At 65.5% G+C, this 16,095-nt stretch carries 14 protein-coding genes; all 14 read left to right on the top strand.

Annotation, left to right across the window (positions count from 1 at the left end; translation table 11 throughout):
* Window position 1: 1 nt before the first annotated feature.
* The gene (murD, locus tag QM797_RS19015) at window positions 2–1,462 is read left to right on the top strand and encodes a UDP-N-acetylmuramoyl-L-alanine--D-glutamate ligase (protein ID WP_283277212.1); all 1,461 of its coding nucleotides are present in this window, start codon (window positions 2–4) and stop codon (window positions 1,460–1,462) included.
* Window positions 1,459–3,075 carry a putative lipid II flippase FtsW gene (ftsW, locus tag QM797_RS19010; RefSeq protein WP_283277211.1) on the top strand — a complete coding sequence of 539 codons (1,617 nt, stop codon included), beginning with the start codon at window positions 1,459–1,461 and terminating at the stop codon, window positions 3,073–3,075. Before murD ends, ftsW begins: the two co-directional genes overlap by 4 nt.
* Window positions 3,072–4,214, top strand: a complete 1,143-nt coding sequence (murG, locus tag QM797_RS19005) for an undecaprenyldiphospho-muramoylpentapeptide beta-N-acetylglucosaminyltransferase (RefSeq protein WP_283277210.1) — start codon at window positions 3,072–3,074, stop codon at window positions 4,212–4,214. Before ftsW ends, murG begins: the two co-directional genes overlap by 4 nt.
* Before the next feature lie 66 nt (window positions 4,215–4,280).
* The gene (murC, locus tag QM797_RS19000; protein WP_283277248.1) at window positions 4,281–5,786 is read left to right on the top strand and encodes a UDP-N-acetylmuramate--L-alanine ligase; all 1,506 of its coding nucleotides are present in this window, start codon (window positions 4,281–4,283) and stop codon (window positions 5,784–5,786) included.
* Window positions 5,787–5,857: 71 nt separating this feature from the next.
* Complete coding sequence (locus QM797_RS18995) at window positions 5,858–6,577, top strand: cell division protein FtsQ/DivIB (protein ID WP_283277209.1); 720 nt, start codon at window positions 5,858–5,860, stop codon at window positions 6,575–6,577.
* A 172-nt stretch (window positions 6,578–6,749) separates the two neighbouring features.
* Complete coding sequence (gene ftsZ / locus QM797_RS18990) at window positions 6,750–8,045, top strand: cell division protein FtsZ (protein ID WP_283277208.1); 1,296 nt, start codon at window positions 6,750–6,752, stop codon at window positions 8,043–8,045.
* Window positions 8,042–8,809, top strand: coding sequence for a peptidoglycan editing factor PgeF (gene pgeF, locus QM797_RS18985; protein WP_283277207.1), 768 nt, complete (start codon window positions 8,042–8,044; stop codon window positions 8,807–8,809). Before ftsZ ends, pgeF begins: the two co-directional genes overlap by 4 nt.
* Window positions 8,810–8,828: 19 nt before the next feature.
* The gene (locus QM797_RS18980; RefSeq protein WP_283277206.1) at window positions 8,829–9,587 is read left to right on the top strand and encodes a YggS family pyridoxal phosphate-dependent enzyme; all 759 of its coding nucleotides are present in this window, start codon (window positions 8,829–8,831) and stop codon (window positions 9,585–9,587) included.
* An 82-nt stretch (window positions 9,588–9,669) separates the two neighbouring features.
* Entirely contained in the window at window positions 9,670–10,317 is a 648-nt protein-coding gene (locus QM797_RS18975) for a cell division protein SepF (RefSeq protein WP_283277205.1), read from the top strand.
* Between the two features lie 82 nt (window positions 10,318–10,399).
* The gene (locus tag QM797_RS18970; RefSeq protein ID WP_283277204.1) at window positions 10,400–10,687 is read left to right on the top strand and encodes a YggT family protein; all 288 of its coding nucleotides are present in this window, start codon (window positions 10,400–10,402) and stop codon (window positions 10,685–10,687) included.
* A gap of 159 nt (window positions 10,688–10,846) precedes the next feature.
* Window positions 10,847–11,698, top strand: a complete 852-nt coding sequence (gene wag31, locus QM797_RS18965) for a DivIVA-like cell division protein Wag31 (protein ID WP_283277203.1) — start codon at window positions 10,847–10,849, stop codon at window positions 11,696–11,698.
* A gap of 80 nt (window positions 11,699–11,778) precedes the next feature.
* Window positions 11,779–11,955, top strand: coding sequence for a hypothetical protein (locus tag QM797_RS18960; protein WP_032379034.1), 177 nt, complete (start codon window positions 11,779–11,781; stop codon window positions 11,953–11,955).
* A 285-nt stretch (window positions 11,956–12,240) separates the two neighbouring features.
* Window positions 12,241–15,378: an isoleucine--tRNA ligase gene (ileS, locus tag QM797_RS18955; RefSeq protein WP_283277202.1), complete on the top strand. Its 3,138-nt coding sequence runs from the start codon at window positions 12,241–12,243 to the stop codon at window positions 15,376–15,378.
* 26 nt (window positions 15,379–15,404) lie between these two features.
* Window positions 15,405–16,067 (top strand): peptide deformylase, encoded by a 663-nt coding sequence (locus QM797_RS18950; RefSeq protein WP_283277201.1) that lies wholly within the window; start codon window positions 15,405–15,407, stop codon window positions 16,065–16,067.
* Window positions 16,068–16,095: the final 28 nt, after the last annotated feature.

The following is a 16,095-nucleotide window of genomic DNA, read 5'->3' as shown; positions in this document are numbered from 1 at the left end:
CATGAACGAATCTTCGAACGACCTGACGTGGTTACGCGGTAAATCGGTGCTGGTGACCGGCGCCCGCGTGTCCGGCCTTGCCGTGGTGCGCCCATTGCTGGATCTCGGGGCAGTCGTCACCGTCACCGACTCCGATCGCGATGCGCTCGACGGGGCGGCGCGCATCGGTGCCGCGGTGGTGCTGCAGGACGACCTGCTCGGCGATCCCGCGGCGCTGGCAGCGTTTTCGCTCGTCGTCACCAGTCCCGGCTTCCGTCCCGATTCTCCGGTGTTGGCAGCGGCCGCGGAACGGCGCATTCCGGTGTGGGGCGATGTCGAGTTGTCCTGGCACGTGGACCGGGCTGAGCTGTACGGACCGAGAACTCGCTGGCTGGTGGTGACCGGAACCAACGGGAAGACGACCACCACTTCGATGCTGGCGTCGATTCTGGAGGCGGCCGCCATCGAGTCGGTGGCCTGCGGAAACATCGGACTCCCCATCGTCGACGCGTTACGCCGTACCCCACATCCGAGTGTTCTCGCCGTGGAACTGTCGTCGTTCCAGTTGTTCTGGGCGCCGTCGGTGCATCCGGCTGCCGGGGTGGTGCTCAACATCGCCGAGGATCACCTCGATTGGCACGGCGGCATGGACGGATACGTCCACGCCAAGGCTCGAGCGCTGTCCGGTGACGTCGCTGTCGTCGGCCTCGACGATGCGCGAGCGGCGAGTCTGGCCGCGGGATCGCCCGCGGCCGAGGTCGTCGGTTTCCGGCTGGGCGAACCCGCGCCGGGTGAGCTGGGAGTGCGGTCGGGCGTACTCGTGGACAACGCCTTCGGCGAGAATGTCGAACTCCTCGCGGCCGAGGAGGTCGAGCCGAGTGGACCCTCCGGCATTCTCGATGCGCTGGCGGCCGCCGCGCTGGCTCGCTCGATAGGGGTGCAGGCAGTCGCGGTTCGTACCGGTCTGCAGAGCTATCGGGTAGGACCGCATCGGGCGGCGGTGGTGCGCGAGCTCGGCGGAGTGACGTTCATCGACGATTCGAAGGCGACGAACCCGCATGCCGCTCGTTCGTCGATCCTGGCGCACGAGCGCGTCGTGTGGATCGCGGGTGGGTTGCTCAAGGGTGCCGTGATCGACGGTCTGGTCGTGGAGATCGCCGATCGACTCGTTGCTGCGGTGGTGCTCGGCCGCGATGGGATACAGATCGCAGAGGCTTTGGCGCGACACGCGCCCGATGTTCCGGTCGTCAGGCTCCCTTCGGGAGACGATGCTGGTGTGACTCATGGTGCTGAAGATGCTGATGCGGTGATGCGGGTGGTGGTTGCCCATGCGGCCGGACGCGCTGCGCCGGGGGATACCGTCCTGCTGGCTCCCGCGGCGGCATCGCTGGACATGTTCGTCGACTACGGCCATCGCGGCCGAAGCTTCGCCGATTCCGTACTGCAGCTGGGCGTCGCCGACATCGGATCGTCGCGGCCGTGACCACTGCTGCTCAGCCGCCGCGCCCACCTCGCCGCACCTCGCCGCCCCGCACTCGAATCGGCCTGTGGTTCGGCCGTCCGTTGGCGTCGTTCCACCTCATCGTCACGATTGCCGTTTTGCTGACGGTGCTGGGCCTGGTGATGGTTCTGTCGGCGTCGTCCGCCGAGTCCTTCGCGGCCGACGAGTCCGGATACGCGCTGTTCACGCAGCAGTTGATCGGCGTGGCGCTGGGAGTCGTCGCGTTCTACGTCGCTCTCCGACTCCCGGTTCGGTACCTCAGGAAACTGTCGTTTCCGTTGTTCCTGGTCTCGATCACGATGCTGATGCTCGTGCTGATTCCCGGAATCGGTGCCGAGCGTCAGGGTGCGCGGCGTTGGTTCGACTTCGGCGTCGTCTCGTTCCAGCCGTCCGAGCTGGCCAAGGTCGCGCTGGTGTTGTGGGGTGCGCACCTGCTGGCCTCGCGTCGCAGTGAGCACGGCAACATCAAGTCGTTGCTGGTGCCGCTGCTGCCTGCTGGTCTGCTGATGTGTCTGCTGGTGGTGCTGCAGCCGAACCTGAGTACGGCAATCGCCCTCGGCATCATCCTGGTGGCCCTGCTGTGGTTCGCCGGCCTCAACGCCCGGTTGTTCGGTGCGGTGCTGATGACGGGTCTGGCGCTGGCGACGGTGCTCGCGTTCACCGCCGGCTACCGCTCCAACCGCGTGAAGGCCTGGCTCAACCCGGGAGAGGACACCTCGGGACTGTCCTACCAGTCGACCCAGGCGAAATACTCGCTGGCCGACGGCGGTTTGTTCGGCCGCGGGTTGGGGCAGAGCCGGGCGAAGTGGAGCTATCTTCCCAACGCGCACAACGACTTCATCTTCGCCATCATCGGTGAGGAACTCGGCACGATCGGCTGCCTTGCGGTCATCGGCTTGTTCGGCCTGTTCGTCTACACGGGCCTGCGCATCGCCATGCGCTCGGTCGATCCCTTCCTGCGCCTGTTGACGGCCGGTGCCACCTGCTGGGTGTTCGGTCAGGCCATGATCAACATCAGCTATGTCGTGGGCCTGCTGCCGGTGACCGGTCTGCAGCTGCCACTGGTGTCCTACGGCGGCACGTCGACGGCGATCACCCTGTTGATGTTCGGCATCATCGCCAGCGCTGCCCGCCACGAGCCGGAAGCGATCGCGGCCCTGCACGCCGGGCAGGAGGGTCGAATCGCTCGTGCCCTCAAGCTTCCGTTGCCCGCGGTGTTCTCGCCCCAGCGCGCCGCGATGGCTCGCTCGAAGTCCACTCGCCCCACCCTGGCCGCTCAGGATCGCAAGCGTCTCGAGGCCCGCAGGGGTAAGGACGGGCGAGGAGCGCGGGCACCCGAGCCAGGACGTACCCGAGTATCGAGTTCGCGGGCCGACACGATGTCGCCCACATCGACCGATCGCCGGGGCGATTCGCTCCGCGGCCGGGCTCGCCGCTCCGAACCGCAGCGTCGTGAGCCGTCGGCCGGGTACCCCGCGGGATCCCGGACGTCCCCCCGGCCTCGTCCCGAACCTCAGACTTCGTACCGTTCGCGTCCGGAACCACAACCCGGTCGCCCACCCGTTCGCTCTGGTGAGCGAGGATATCGACGGTGAAGCAGACCTCTCGACCGATCTCAGTCGTGGTCGCCGGAGGCGGAACGGCCGGGCACATCGAGCCGGCGCTCGCCGTGGCCGACGCCCTCCGCGTCCTCGACCCCACCGTCACCGTCACCGCTCTCGGCAGCAGCCGCGGCCTGGAGACGACTCTCGTTCCGGCCCGTGGTTACGCCCTCGAACTCATCCCACCCGTGCCGCTGCCGCGTAAGCCCACCGTCGACCTGTTGAAACTGCCGGTCCGCGTCGTGCGATCGGTACGTCGAACCAGGGAGATATTCGCAGCCGTCGAGGCCGACGTGCTCGTCGGATTCGGTGGTTACGTCGCGTTGCCCGCCTATCTCGCTGCTCGCGGTCGGCTGTTCGGCCGCGGTGGCCGAATTCCCGTGGTCATCCACGAGGCCAACGCACGAGCGGGCATCGCCAACAAGGTCGGCGCACGGTCCGCCGAGCGCGTGCTTGCCGCCGTCGCCGGCTCGGGGATCGCCGCCCGCGGCGCAGCCGACGCGGACGTGATCGGAATCCCTGTGCGCCCCACCATCACCGGACTCGACAGGGCCGCCGTCCGCGCGCAAGCCCGGGAACACTTCGGTCTGCCCGAGCACGGCCCGGTGCTGCTGGTGTTCGGAGGTTCTCAGGGGGCCCGATCGCTCAACGACGCAGTCTCCGGAGCCTCGGCTGCGCTCGCCGAGGCGGGTATTTCGGTTCTGCACGCGCACGGACCGAAGAACTCGCTCGACGTCGAACAGCGCAACCCGAACGCTCCGTACGTCGCGTTGCCGTACATCGACCGGATGGATCTGGCGTACGCGGCCGCGGACATGGCCATCTGCCGGTCCGGTGCCATGACGGTCGCCGAGGTGTCCGCAACCGGTCTACCCGCGGTGTACGTACCCCTGCCGCACGGCAACGGCGAGCAGGAGCTCAACGCCCGCCCCGTCGTCGACGCCGGAGGTGGCATCCTGGTGTCCGATGCGACACTGACCGAGCAGTACGTGACCGATTCGGTGGTCGCGCTGCTGAACGACACGGAGAAGATTGCTGCCATGTCCCGGGCCGCGGCCGGTGCCGGGCACAAGGGAGCAGCAGCGGCCGTAGCGCAGATCGTGCTCGATACTGCGCACGCGGCGAGACGCTGATCCGGGCGGTGTCGCGCATGCGAAGAGAACGAGGGAGACGTCCGCGTGACAATTGACGGTGCGGCGATGTCGGAATTGCCGGCAGAGCTCGAACGAGTACACATGGTGGGTATCGGCGGTGCCGGAATGTCCGGTATCGCGCGCATCCTGCTGGCTCGCGGCGGGCAGGTATCGGGATCGGACGCCAAGGAATCACGTGGTGTGCTCGCGCTACGAGCACGTGGTGCGCAGGTTCGCATCGGTCACGACGCCAGTGCGCTGGACATGATCGACGGCGGCCCGACTGTCGTGGTGACGACTCATGCCGCGATTCCCAAGACCAATCCAGAGCTGGTCGAGGCTCGCGAACGCGGAATTCCGGTCGTTCTGCGGCCGGCCGTGCTGTCCTCACTCATGCAGGGCTACCGCACACTGCTGGTCTCGGGCACCCACGGGAAGACGTCGACCACCTCGATGCTGGTGGTCGCGCTCCAGCATTGCGGGTTCGATCCGTCGTTCGCAGTCGGGGGAGAGCTCAACGAGGCCGGGACCAATGCGCACCACGGAAGCGGCGACGTGTTCGTGGCCGAGGCGGACGAGAGCGACGGTTCGCTGCTGCAGTACACGGCCGACGTGATCATCGTGACCAATATCGAGGCCGATCACCTGGACCACTTCGGCACCACCGAGGCCTACGTGCAGGTGTTCGACGACTTCGCCGATGTGCTGCGCCCCGGCGGCGTGCTCGTGGCATGCATGGACGATCCGGGTTCGGCAGCGCTGGCTCGCCGGGTGGTCGAGAAGAACCTGCCCGGCGTGACCGTGCTCGGCTACGGGTCGTCCGACGTCGACGCCGGACCGGTCGAGATGGCTGTTCGTCTGTTGGCGTGGGAGCCCGAGGACATCAGCGGCGTCGCGCAGCTTCAGATCGCCGGTGAGGATGCGGCGCGCACGGTTCGGCTCGGTGTTCCTGGACGGCACACCGCACTCAATGCGCTTGCGGCGTTCGTCGCGGCGCGTCAGGTGGGTGCCGGTACGGAGGAACTGTTGGCCGGGCTCGCCGGCTTCGGCGGTGTTCATCGACGTTTTCAGTTCACCGGTCGAGAGCACGGCGTCCGAGTGTTCGACGATTACGCACACCATCCCACCGAGGTGCGTGCGGTGTTGACGGCAGCGCAGGCTCTCGTCGCCGGCCAGGACCGCGCAGGTAACGAGCGGGGGCGGGTCGTGGTGGTGTTCCAACCGCACCTGTATTCGCGGACCGCCACGTTCGCCGAGGAGTTCGGTGCTGCGTTGTCGTTGGCGGACGAGATCGTGGTGCTCGATGTCTACGGTGCACGCGAGGAGCCGTTGCCCGGTGTGACGGGAGCACTGGTTGCCGCCTCGGTGATCAAACCGGTGAACTATCAACCGGACCTGTCGTTGGTGGCCAAGCAGGTCGCTCATCTGAGCAGGCCCGGCGACGTGGTCATCACCATGGGCGCCGGTGACGTGACGATGCTCGGCGGACCGATTCTGGACGCACTTCGCTCGAAAACCGATTTCGGTGCTGCGACCGGCCGCGGCGTACCGAAGGATCGGCCGGTGCCGTGACCCGCCGCTCCGATCGAGTCCGTTCTTCGAGGTCGGAAACAGCTGCAGCAGAAGATGATTCGCCATCGCCGATGAGCGACAAGCAGGCGCGCGCCCTGGCCAGGGAACACGAGCGCGCTCGGGTGAGGCGGTCGCGTCGCAAGGCCGTGCTGATTGCGCTTGCCGTCGTTGTCGTGGTGGTGGGATCGGCTGCGCTGGTGTACTTCACACCGCTGCTGTCGGTTCGGAGTGTCACGGTCGCGGGGGAGTCCTCGGTGTCCGAGCAGGAGATCCTCGACCTGCTCGACGTTCCCGCCGGTCTGCCGCTGGTTCGGGTGGACACGGCTGCGGCGGCGCAGCGGGTGGCGACGATTCCGGCGTTGGCGACGGTTCGTGTGCAGCGCAAGTATCCGTCGACCGTGCAGGTGACTGTCGAGGAGCGAACGCCGGTGGCGTTCTTCGATTCACCGGACGGCACCCATCTGCTCGATTCCACCGGGGTGGATTTCGCGATCGCACCTCCGCCGCCGGGGGTTGTGCGGCTGGTGACCGAGAATCCGGTGTTCGGTGATGCGGTGACGAATGATGCTCTGGCGGTGCTCGATACGCTGCCGCCGCTGTTGCGAGATCAGGTGGGAGAGTTGCGAGCGAGCACCTTGTCCGACATCTCGATTCTGTTGCTCGACGGACGAACCGTGGTGTGGGGTAGCAAGGAGAACTCCGAACGCAAGGCCGCGGTGGCGATTGCGTTGCTCTCGCAGCCCGGACAGATTTTCGACGTGTCGAGTCCGGATCTACCCACCACGAAGTAGTTTCGGCGCGAGTGACGCATATTTCCCGCGCGGCCTCGGCGCGCCTAATGGCGATAGCCGTCGAGGATGAATAGCGTTCCGAGCAGTTCAGTACTTGACATAACTCTAAGCCTGTGGTTTAGGTTGAGGGTTTTCCACATTTCACGCAACAATCCACGGAAGGCGAGAGCCCATGACGCCCCCGCACAACTACCTCGCCGTAATCAAGGTCGTCGGCATCGGCGGCGGCGGCGTGAACGCGGTCAACCGCATGATCGAACAGGGACTCAAGGGAGTCGAGTTCATCGCGGTCAACACCGACGCTCAGGCCTTGCTGATGAGTGACGCAGACGTCAAGCTCGACGTGGGCCGCGAACTGACCCGAGGGCTCGGCGCAGGTGCCGATCCCGAGGTGGGTCGCCGCGCAGCAGACGATCACAAGGACGAGATCGAAGAGGTACTCAAGGGTGCCGACATGGTCTTCGTCACCGCAGGAGAGGGCGGCGGCACCGGTACCGGCGGTGCTCCCGTGGTCGCCAACATCGCTCGCAAGCTCGGTGCGCTGACCGTCGGCGTCGTCACTCGGCCGTTCTCCTTCGAGGGCAAGCGTCGCGGGGGGCAGGCCGATACCGGCATCCAGCAGCTTCGTGAGTCCTGCGACACGCTCATCGTCATCCCCAACGACCGCTTGCTCCAGCTCGGCGATGCAGCGGTGAGTCTCATGGATGCGTTCCGCAGCGCCGACGAGGTTCTGCTCAACGGTGTCCAGGGCATCACCGACCTCATCACCACTCCGGGCCTGATCAACGTCGACTTCGCCGACGTCAAGGGCGTGATGTCCGGCGCAGGAAGTGCGCTGATGGGCATCGGCTCCTCCCGCGGCGAAGGTCGCGCGATCAAGGCCGCCGAATCGGCGATCAACTCGCCGCTGCTCGAAGCGTCGATGGAGGGCGCACGCGGAGTGCTCCTGTCCATCGCCGGTGGCTCGGACCTCGGTCTGTTCGAGATCAACGAGGCTGCGTCGCTGGTGCAGGAAGCAGCCCACATCGACGCCAACATCATCTTCGGAACGGTCATCGACGACTCGCTCGGGGACGAGGTTCGGGTGACCGTCATCGCCGCCGGCTTCGACGGCGGCACCCCGACGCGCCGCCCGGTCGAAGCGGCCACGTCCACGCGCGGTCCGATCGGATCGGCCCGCTCCGGGGAGGTGTCCTCGCGCACGAACGAGAGCTCCGAGGGTGCCGTATTCCGCGACCCGGTCGGTGCACCGAGTGGCAGCAGCCTGCCGCCGCTGAACTCGTCGAGTTCGTCCAACCGTGAATCGTCCAGCCGCGAATCCGCAGCCAGCTACGGCCGTGACACAGCAGGCCAGGGTCGTGACACAGGTGGGCAGGGGCGCGAGGGCGTCGGCTCCGGTCGTCGGGTACCGATCGCCGAGGACGAGGGCGAAGACGAAGTCGACGTACCGTCCTTCATGCGTCGGTGAGCGGTACCGCATCCGCTGGTCCGTTCCGCGTTCGACGCGTCTCGACAACGAGAGCGGGCGGTGTCTCGGCACCCCCGTTCGACACCTTCAATCTCGGCGGTCACGTCGGCGACGACCCGTCTGCCGTCGAGGCCAACCGCCGTCGTCTCGGCGAGCGATTGGGAATGGGAGTCGAGCGGCTCGTCTTCATGGAACAGGTCCACGGACGCACCGTCACGGTGGTCGATGGTCCCGTGGCCGAGCCGGTGCCGATGACCGATGCATTGGTGACGACGCAGCGTGACCTCGGGCTCGTGGTGTTGACCGCCGATTGCGTACCTATCCTGCTCTCCGACGAGGAAGCCGGAGTGATCGCCGCCGTGCACGCAGGACGGGTCGGTGCCCGCATCGGCATCGTGCCTCGGGTCGTGGATGCCATGGTCGAGCTCGGTGCAGTGCCCGCGAGGATCGGTGCATTTCTCGGTCCGGCCGCGAGTGGCCGACAGTACGAGGTGCCCGCAGCCATGCGTGCGGACGTCGACAAGCACCTCCCCGGCAGCGCGTCGACGACGGTTCGCAACACGCCCGGACTCGACATTCCCGCCGGTGTCCGAGCCCAACTGCTCGCGGCGGGAGTGTCCGCAGTGGCGCAGGATCCGCGCTGCACCATCGAGGACAGAACATTGTTCAGCCACCGCCGGGAAGGCTCGACCGGCCGGATCGCCAGCGTGGTGTGGATGGACAGTGCATCGACAGACGAGCAGCCCGCAGCGGTCGATCGCTGAGCCGGCGGAAGGGGATGTCATGAGCGAACCCATCGACGATGGCGGGCCGGTCGCGGACCGCGCCATCGAGATCGAGACGGCGTTGACGACGGTCCGAGAACGGTTGCGCCGTGCGTGCGTCGACGCTGGACGCACCCCCGCCGAGGTGGCTCTGCTACCGGTGACCAAATTCTTTCCGGCGTCGGACGTGCGCATCCTGTACCGGCTCGGTTGCCGCGACTTCGGCGAATCCCGAGAGCAGGACGCATCGCCGAAGGTTGCCGATACGGCCGAAGATTTTCTCGTCGATCCGCCGCGGTGGCACATGATCGGACACCTGCAGCGAAACAAGGCCAAGTCCGTCGCGGCCTGGGCTCATTCCATCCATTCGGTGGACAGTGCGAGGCTGGTGGCGGCACTCTCGAAAGCGACCACAACGGCTCTGGACGAGGGAGTACGTCGGTCGGAACTCGAGGTGATCCTTCAGGTCAGTCTCGACGGCGACGTACACCGCGGAGGCGTCGAACGTGACGAACTCCACGAGCTTGCCGAGGCTGTGTCCGACGCAGCCGGGCTGCGTCTGGCCGGGTTGATGGCGGTACCACCACTCGACTCCGAGCCGGAGGCCGCGTTCGCCGACCTCGAGAACCTCCATCATCGTCTGTTGCTCGATCATCCCGAGGCGCTGGAGCTGTCTGCAGGTATGACCGGAGACCTGGAAGCTGCTGTGCGCCACGGATCGACGTGCGTGCGTGTCGGTACCGCAATACTCGGGGCCCGGCCGATAACCTCGCAATAACAGTCCACGGATCACATCAGTCACAACAGACACTTGCGAACCTGGGGATCGACGGTAGACACACTCCACGGAAGGCAGAACGATGAGCACCCTGCACAAGTTCAAGGCGTACTTCGGCATGGTTCCGCTCGCCGACTACGAGGACGACTACCTCGACGATCCGGACGCGCGGCGCGGCTCCCGTGGTGGGCGTGACAGCTACGACGACATCGACGAGCGCGAGTTCGTGAAGCCGTCGTTCGGTGGATCTCGGCACGCTCAACTCGACGACGACTACGACGATTACGAGGCTCCCCGGCCGGCGGCCACCCTGGCCCCGATCGGCGGACGAGGACGTGCATCGGCACCGTCGACCCGAGGAACGGCCACTCGTGGAGCACTGGCCATGGACACCCGGATGGATGTGCTGGCGGAAACTCGGCGCAGCCCGATCGTCGACGACGGTGGCCCGCTGTCGAAGATCACCACGCTGCGTCCGCGCGACTACAGTGAGGCCCGCACCATCGGCGAGCGCTTCCGCGACGGCACCCCGGTGATCATGGACCTGGTGGAGATGAGCAACGCGGACGCCAAGCGACTGGTCGATTTCGCTGCCGGTCTGGCATTTGCCCTCCGCGGTTCCTTCGACAAGGTGGCGACGAAGGTCTTTCTGCTCTCGCCCGCCGATGTCGATGTATCGCCGCAGGAGCGCAGGCGCATCGCTGAGACCGGTTTCTACAGTCAGCAGTGAGAGTTTCTCAGTTCGGAGCGGTAGTTCGAGGCTGTGACCAGCGCACTTTGCTCAGCCTGGCGAAGTCAGGCAGAGTATAGCCGTGATCGTGTTCACGGTGATCAACATCGTATTGTTTCTTTTTTGGCTCCTTCTCATCGGTCGAATCATCGTCGAGTTCATCAGGACTTTTGCGAGAGATTGGCACCCGACGGGAGTCGTCGTCATCTTGCTCGAGGCCATCTTCACGGTTACCGACCCGCCGGTGAAGTTTCTCCGCAGGATCATTCCGCCTCTTAACCTCGGTGGAGTTCGGCTGGATCTGTCCATCATGGTCCTGCTGTTCGTCGTCTTCATCGCGTGGAATGTGACCAGCGGTCTCGCGGCCTGAGGCCGAAGATGGAATGTTAGAACGCAGGACGCGCGCAAGCTGCGTGTCCTGTGTGACAGAATGGACGCCAGTTACAGTTTGATTGTTCTGCACTCGCGCGGAATGGCATATAACTGAATGCTTGCTCTACCGCCCCAAGACGCGTGAAGGGATCCTTCCATGCCGCTGACTCCAGCTGATGTGCACAACGTAGCGTTCAGCAAGCCGCCTATCGGTAAGCGTGGTTACAACGAAGACGAGGTCGACGCTTTCCTCGACCTGGTCGAGCAAGAGCTGTCGCGACTGATCGAAGAGAACGCCGACCTCCGCCAGCGAGTCGGTGAGCTCGATCAGGAGCTCGCGGACGCCAAGAGCTCGGTTCGGCAGAACCCGCAGCCTGCTCAGGTCGCGGCACCGAAGGTCGAGCCGCCTCGCCCGGTGGATCCCCCCAAGCCCGCGCCAGTGGTTCAGCAGCCGGCGCCGGTCGCACCCGTTGCCGCAGCCCCTCAGCAGAGTGGCGACTCCAACATGCAGGCCGCGAAGATCCTCGGTCTCGCTCAGGAGATGGCCGATCGTCTCACCGGTGACGCCAAGTCGGAGTCCGAGCAGCTGCTCGGCAATGCTCGCACCAACGCCGAGCGTCTGGTGTCCGATGCCCGCACGCGCTCCGAGTCGATGATGTCCGAGGCCCGGCAGAAGTCCGAGTCGCTGCTCTCCGATGCGCAGACGCGTTCCGAGACCCAGCTTCGTCAGGCCAAGGAGAAGGCCGACGCACTTCAGGCCGACGCCGAGCGCAAGCACACCGAGATCATGGCGACGATCAACCAGCAGCGTTCCGTTCTCGAGGGCCGCATCGAGCAGCTCAAGACGTTCGAGCGCGAGTACCGAGTGCGCCTCAAGTCGTACCTCGAATCACAGCTCGAAGAGCTCGAGAATCGCTCGTCGGCTCTGCCTGTCGACAACGGCCAGGACAACTTCAGTCAGGACAACCAGTCGTCCGGGTACAGCCAGTCGTACGCCAAGGGCAACTGACGCTCGATTGCGTCGCCGACGCTGCCGATGACGGCAGCGTCGAACCTGGTTGTCATGGCGAGTGGTGAGCGAGGAATCCCGTGTTGGTCCTGACTCTCGGCGCAGCGGCGATCGGCTTCGGATTCTTGGTTCTTGCCCTGATGACGGGGTCCGTCGTATGGGCTTGGGCGTGCATAGTGGTGTGCATCCTCGGAGCGATTCTGCTGCTGGTCGGTGCGCTCACCGGCCGACGACCGCCGCCAGAACTCGACAGGTAGCATTACCTCTCGGACAGATAGTTTTCAGGCGTCGATCCGGCCATCACCGGGGAGCCTTCGGAAGAACGACGTCGACTCGAATCCCAGGTGTTTCGGATCGGGGTCAAGTAGAACCGAACGGGTGAGCCCGTCACAGCTCACGTGGAGTGGCTCGCTCCGACGGTAGAACCGTCGAGTGTGAGCAAGCGGGGTGGTACCGCGGTATTCGGCGTCCAGATCGTCGAATGTCGTCCCCGTGCCAACAGGAGTCGCGTCTCGTACGCGTCCGGCACGGAGGAGACAGAGATGACTGATTCGAGCGCACGTACCACGAGCACGTCGTATCCACTGGTGGATCTGGCCGAGGGGCGCTCGGGGAGTGTTCCGTTCCCCGATCTCGAACGCATCGTGCTGCACGAGTGGGCCGAGGACGGTACGTTCCGGGCGAGCATCGACAACCGCGCAGATGCCGAGGAATTCGTCTTCTACGACGGTCCTCCGTTCGCGAACGGCCTGCCTCACTACGGACATCTGCTCACCGGGTACGTCAAGGATCTCGTCCCGCGTTTCCAGACCATGCGCGGCAAGAAGGTCGAGCGTCGCTTCGGCTGGGACTGCCACGGTCTGCCCGCGGAGCTGGAAGCGGAGAAGCAGCTCGGCATCAAGGACAAGTCCGAGATCGACGAGATGGGCCTGGCGAAGTTCAACGCCTACTGCAAGCAGTCCGTACTCCAGTACACCGACGAGTGGCGGGACTATGTCACCCGGCAGGCTCGTTGGGTCGATTTCGACAACGACTACAAGACCCTCGACGTCGACTTCATGGAGTCGGTCATGTGGGCGTTCAAGACGCTGCACGACAAGGGCCTGATCTATCAGGGCTACCGAGTTCTGCCGTACAGCTGGTACGAGCAGACGCCCTTGTCCAATCAGGAGACCCGCCTGGACGACGCATACAAGATGCGTCAGGATCCCGCGGTCACCGTCACGATGCCGTTGACGGCTCCCGGCTCACCGCTGGACGGCGCGAACGCACTGATCTGGACCACCACTCCGTGGACCCTTCCGTCCAACTTGGCGATCGCGGTGCACCCCGAGGTGCACTACGTGCAGGTACGAGGCACGGATGGTGAGCGTTACGTGCTTGCCTCTGCGCGTCTTTCGCACTATGCGAAGGAACTGGGGGAGGAGCCGGAGGTGCTCTCGGAGCACACCGGCACCGAGTTGGTCGGACTCGCCTACGCACCGCCGTACGACTTCTTCCTCGGCCACGAGAACGCACACCGCGTGCTGCAGGCCGACTACGTCACCACCGATTCGGGCACCGGAATCGTGCACCTCGCACCCGCTTTCGGTGAAGAGGACATGGACGTCGCCACCGCGAACGATATCGAGGTGGTGCAACCGCTCGATGCGGGCGGAAAGTTCACCTCGCTGGTGCCGCCGTACGAGGGTCTGATGGTGTTCGATGCCAACCCGGTGATCATCAAAGACCTCAAGGCCTCGGGCCGCCTGCTGCGGCACGAGACCATCGAGCACTCGTACCCGCACAGCTGGCGCAGCGGTCAGCCGCTGATCTACATGGCGGTGCCGTCGTGGTTCGTCGCGGTCACCAAGTTCCGTGATCGGATGGTCGAGCTCAACCAGGAGATCACCTGGGTGCCCGAGCACATCAAGGACGGCCAGTTCGGCAAGTGGCTCGAAGGTGCACGCGACTGGAACATCAGCCGAAACCGATACTGGGGCAGCCCTATCCCGGCCTGGACGTCGGACGACCCCGCCTACCCTCGTCTCGACGTGTACGGCAGCCTGGACGAACTCGAGCGTGACTTCGGTGTGCGTCCGACGGATCTGCATCGTCCGTACATCGACGACCTGACGCGACCCAACCCGGACGACCCGACCGGTAAGTCCACGATGCGTCGCGTTCCCGAGGTGCTGGACTGCTGGTTCGAGTCGGGCTCGATGCCGTATGCGCAGGTGCATTTCCCGTTCGAGAACGAGGAATGGTTCCAGACGCACAACCCGGGCGATTTCATCGTCGAGTACAACGGGCAGACCCGCGGCTGGTTCTACACGCTGCACGTGCTGGCGACCGCGCTCTTCGATCGACCTGCGTTCAAAACTGTTGCCGCACACGGCATCGTGCTCGGCGACGACGGTCTGAAGATGAGCAAGTCGAAGGGCAACTACCCGGACGTCAAAGAGGTTTTCGACCGCGACGGCTCCGACGCCATGCGGTGGTTCCTGATGTCGTCACCGATCCTGCGCGGCGGCAACCTGATCGTCACCGAGCAGGGCATCCGCGAGGGAGTGCGGCAGGCACTGCTGCCGATCTGGAATGCGTGGAGCTTCCTTCAGCTCTACGCGTCGACGCCCGGCCGGTGGCGTACCGATTCGCCGCACGTGCTCGATCGCTACGTTCTCGCCAAGCTCTCGGCCACCCGCGACGCGATCACCGATGCGCTCGAGGGCAACGACATCGCCGGTGCCTGCGACGAGTTGCGCACGTTCTGCGACGCACTGACCAATTGGTATGTGCGACGGTCTCGTTCGCGGTTCTGGAGCGAGGACGCCGACGCGATCGACACCCTGCACACCGTACTCGAGGTGCTCACGCGCATCGCAGCTCCATTGTTGCCGCTGATCAGCGAAGTGGTGTGGCGGGGCCTGACCGGTGGCCGCTCGGTGCACCTGACGGATTGGCCCGAGGCCGACGAACTGCCGTCGGATCCGGAGCTCGTCGAGAGTATGGACGAGGTTCGTACCGTGTGCTCCACCGTGCTGGGTCTACGTAAGGCGCAGAACCTGCGAGTGCGGTTGCCGCTGCCCGAGGTGACGGTTGCCGCCGCCGATGCGGAGCGCCTGCGTCCGTTCGTCTACATCATCGCCGACGAGGTCAACGTCAAGAAGGTCGATCTCACCGAAGACGTTGCCGTACACGGAAAGTTCGAGCTCGTGGTCAACGCGCGTGCTGCGGGCCCGCGTATCGGCAAAGACGTCCAGAAGGTCATCAAGGCCGTCAAGGCAGGCGATTGGGCAGAAGATTCCGACGGTGTCGTGAGCGCAGCAGGAATAGCCCTGCTCCCCGAGGAGTACACCCGCAAACTCGTTGCTGCGGAGCCGGAGTCGACGGCACCACTGCCCGGTAACGCCGGCCTGGTGGTGCTCGATTCCGCCGTCACCGAGGAACTCGAGGCGGAGGGCTGGGCCAAGGATCGCATCCGGGAACTGCAGGACGCGCGTCGTAATCACGGACTCGACGTCTCGGACCGCATCGACATCGTCATCGACGTGCCCGAGCACCGACAGGCGTGGCTGGACACTCACCGGGATCTGATCGCGCGCGAGGTGCTCGCACTCTCCCTCGTCGACGGACGCGTCGGAGACGACGGCAGCGATCTCGGTGAAGGAGTTCGCGCAGCGCTCACGAAGTCGTCGTGAGCGAAGGGCGTGTGAGCGAAGGGCGTGTGAGCGAAGGGCAGGGGATCGGCGTGACCGACGTGGACGGTGCCGTCCGCGAGCTGCTCGCCGGAGCCCGCGGCGGCGTCGTGCCGATCGTCGCCGCCGGTAACCCGGTTCTACGGTCGCGGGCAACGGCGTACGACGGGCAACTCGATGCCGACACGTTCGCGGAGTTGATCGAGGTGATGCGGGCGACGATGCACGCCGCACCGGGCGTCGGGCTCGCTGCGCCGCAGATCGGCATCCCGTTGCAGATTGCGGTGATCGAGGATCCGTTCGACGTCGGCGCGGCTGTCGCTCGTGCGCGAGAGCGCACCCCGCTGCCGTTCCGAGTGCTGGTCAATCCCCGGTACGCCCAGGTGGGGTCGAGGACGGCAGGTTTCTACGAGGGGTGCCTCAGCGTTCCCGGCTATCAGGCCGTCGTGACCCGAGCAGCCGAGGTACGGCTCGAGTGCACCGACGAATTCGGTCACGAGATCGACGAGGTGGTTCGCGGCTGGCCGGCCCGAATCGTGGCCCACGAGACCGACCACCTCGGCGGCACGCTGTACATCGACACCGCGCACACCCGATCTTTGACCACGACCGAGAACTACGGCGAGTTGTGGTCGGATCCGACACCCGAACGCGCTGGTCAGGCGCTCGGCTTCACCGTCGATTCTCGCTGACCGTGCCGAACATCGCCGACGACACCCT

Source organism: Rhodococcus sp. IEGM 1381 (assembly GCF_030056795.1).
Classification (GTDB): Bacteria; Actinomycetota; Actinomycetes; order Mycobacteriales; family Mycobacteriaceae; genus Rhodococcoides.
Note: the sequence above shows the minus strand (reverse complement) of the source record. Positions and strands in the feature narration are given on the sequence as shown.

Bases quoted from the DNA above. Each gene is read 5' to 3' on its own strand.
- QM797_RS18995 (WP_283277209.1), top strand. From the start codon at position 5,858: ATGAGCGACAAGCAGGCGCGCGCCCTGGCCAGGGAACACGAGCGCGCT.
- murC (WP_283277248.1), top strand. From the start codon at position 4,281: ATGTCGGAATTGCCGGCAGAGCTCGAACGAGTACACATGGTGGGTATC.
- wag31 (WP_283277203.1), top strand. From the start codon at position 10,847: ATGCCGCTGACTCCAGCTGATGTGCACAACGTAGCGTTCAGCAAGCCG.
- QM797_RS18975 (WP_283277205.1), top strand. From the start codon at position 9,670: ATGAGCACCCTGCACAAGTTCAAGGCGTACTTCGGCATGGTTCCGCTC.
- ftsZ (WP_283277208.1), top strand. From the start codon at position 6,750: ATGACGCCCCCGCACAACTACCTCGCCGTAATCAAGGTCGTCGGCATC.
- ileS (WP_283277202.1), top strand. From the start codon at position 12,241: ATGACTGATTCGAGCGCACGTACCACGAGCACGTCGTATCCACTGGTG.
- murD (WP_283277212.1), top strand. From the start codon at position 2: ATGAACGAATCTTCGAACGACCTGACGTGGTTACGCGGTAAATCGGTG.
- QM797_RS18980 (WP_283277206.1), top strand. From the start codon at position 8,829: ATGAGCGAACCCATCGACGATGGCGGGCCGGTCGCGGACCGCGCCATC.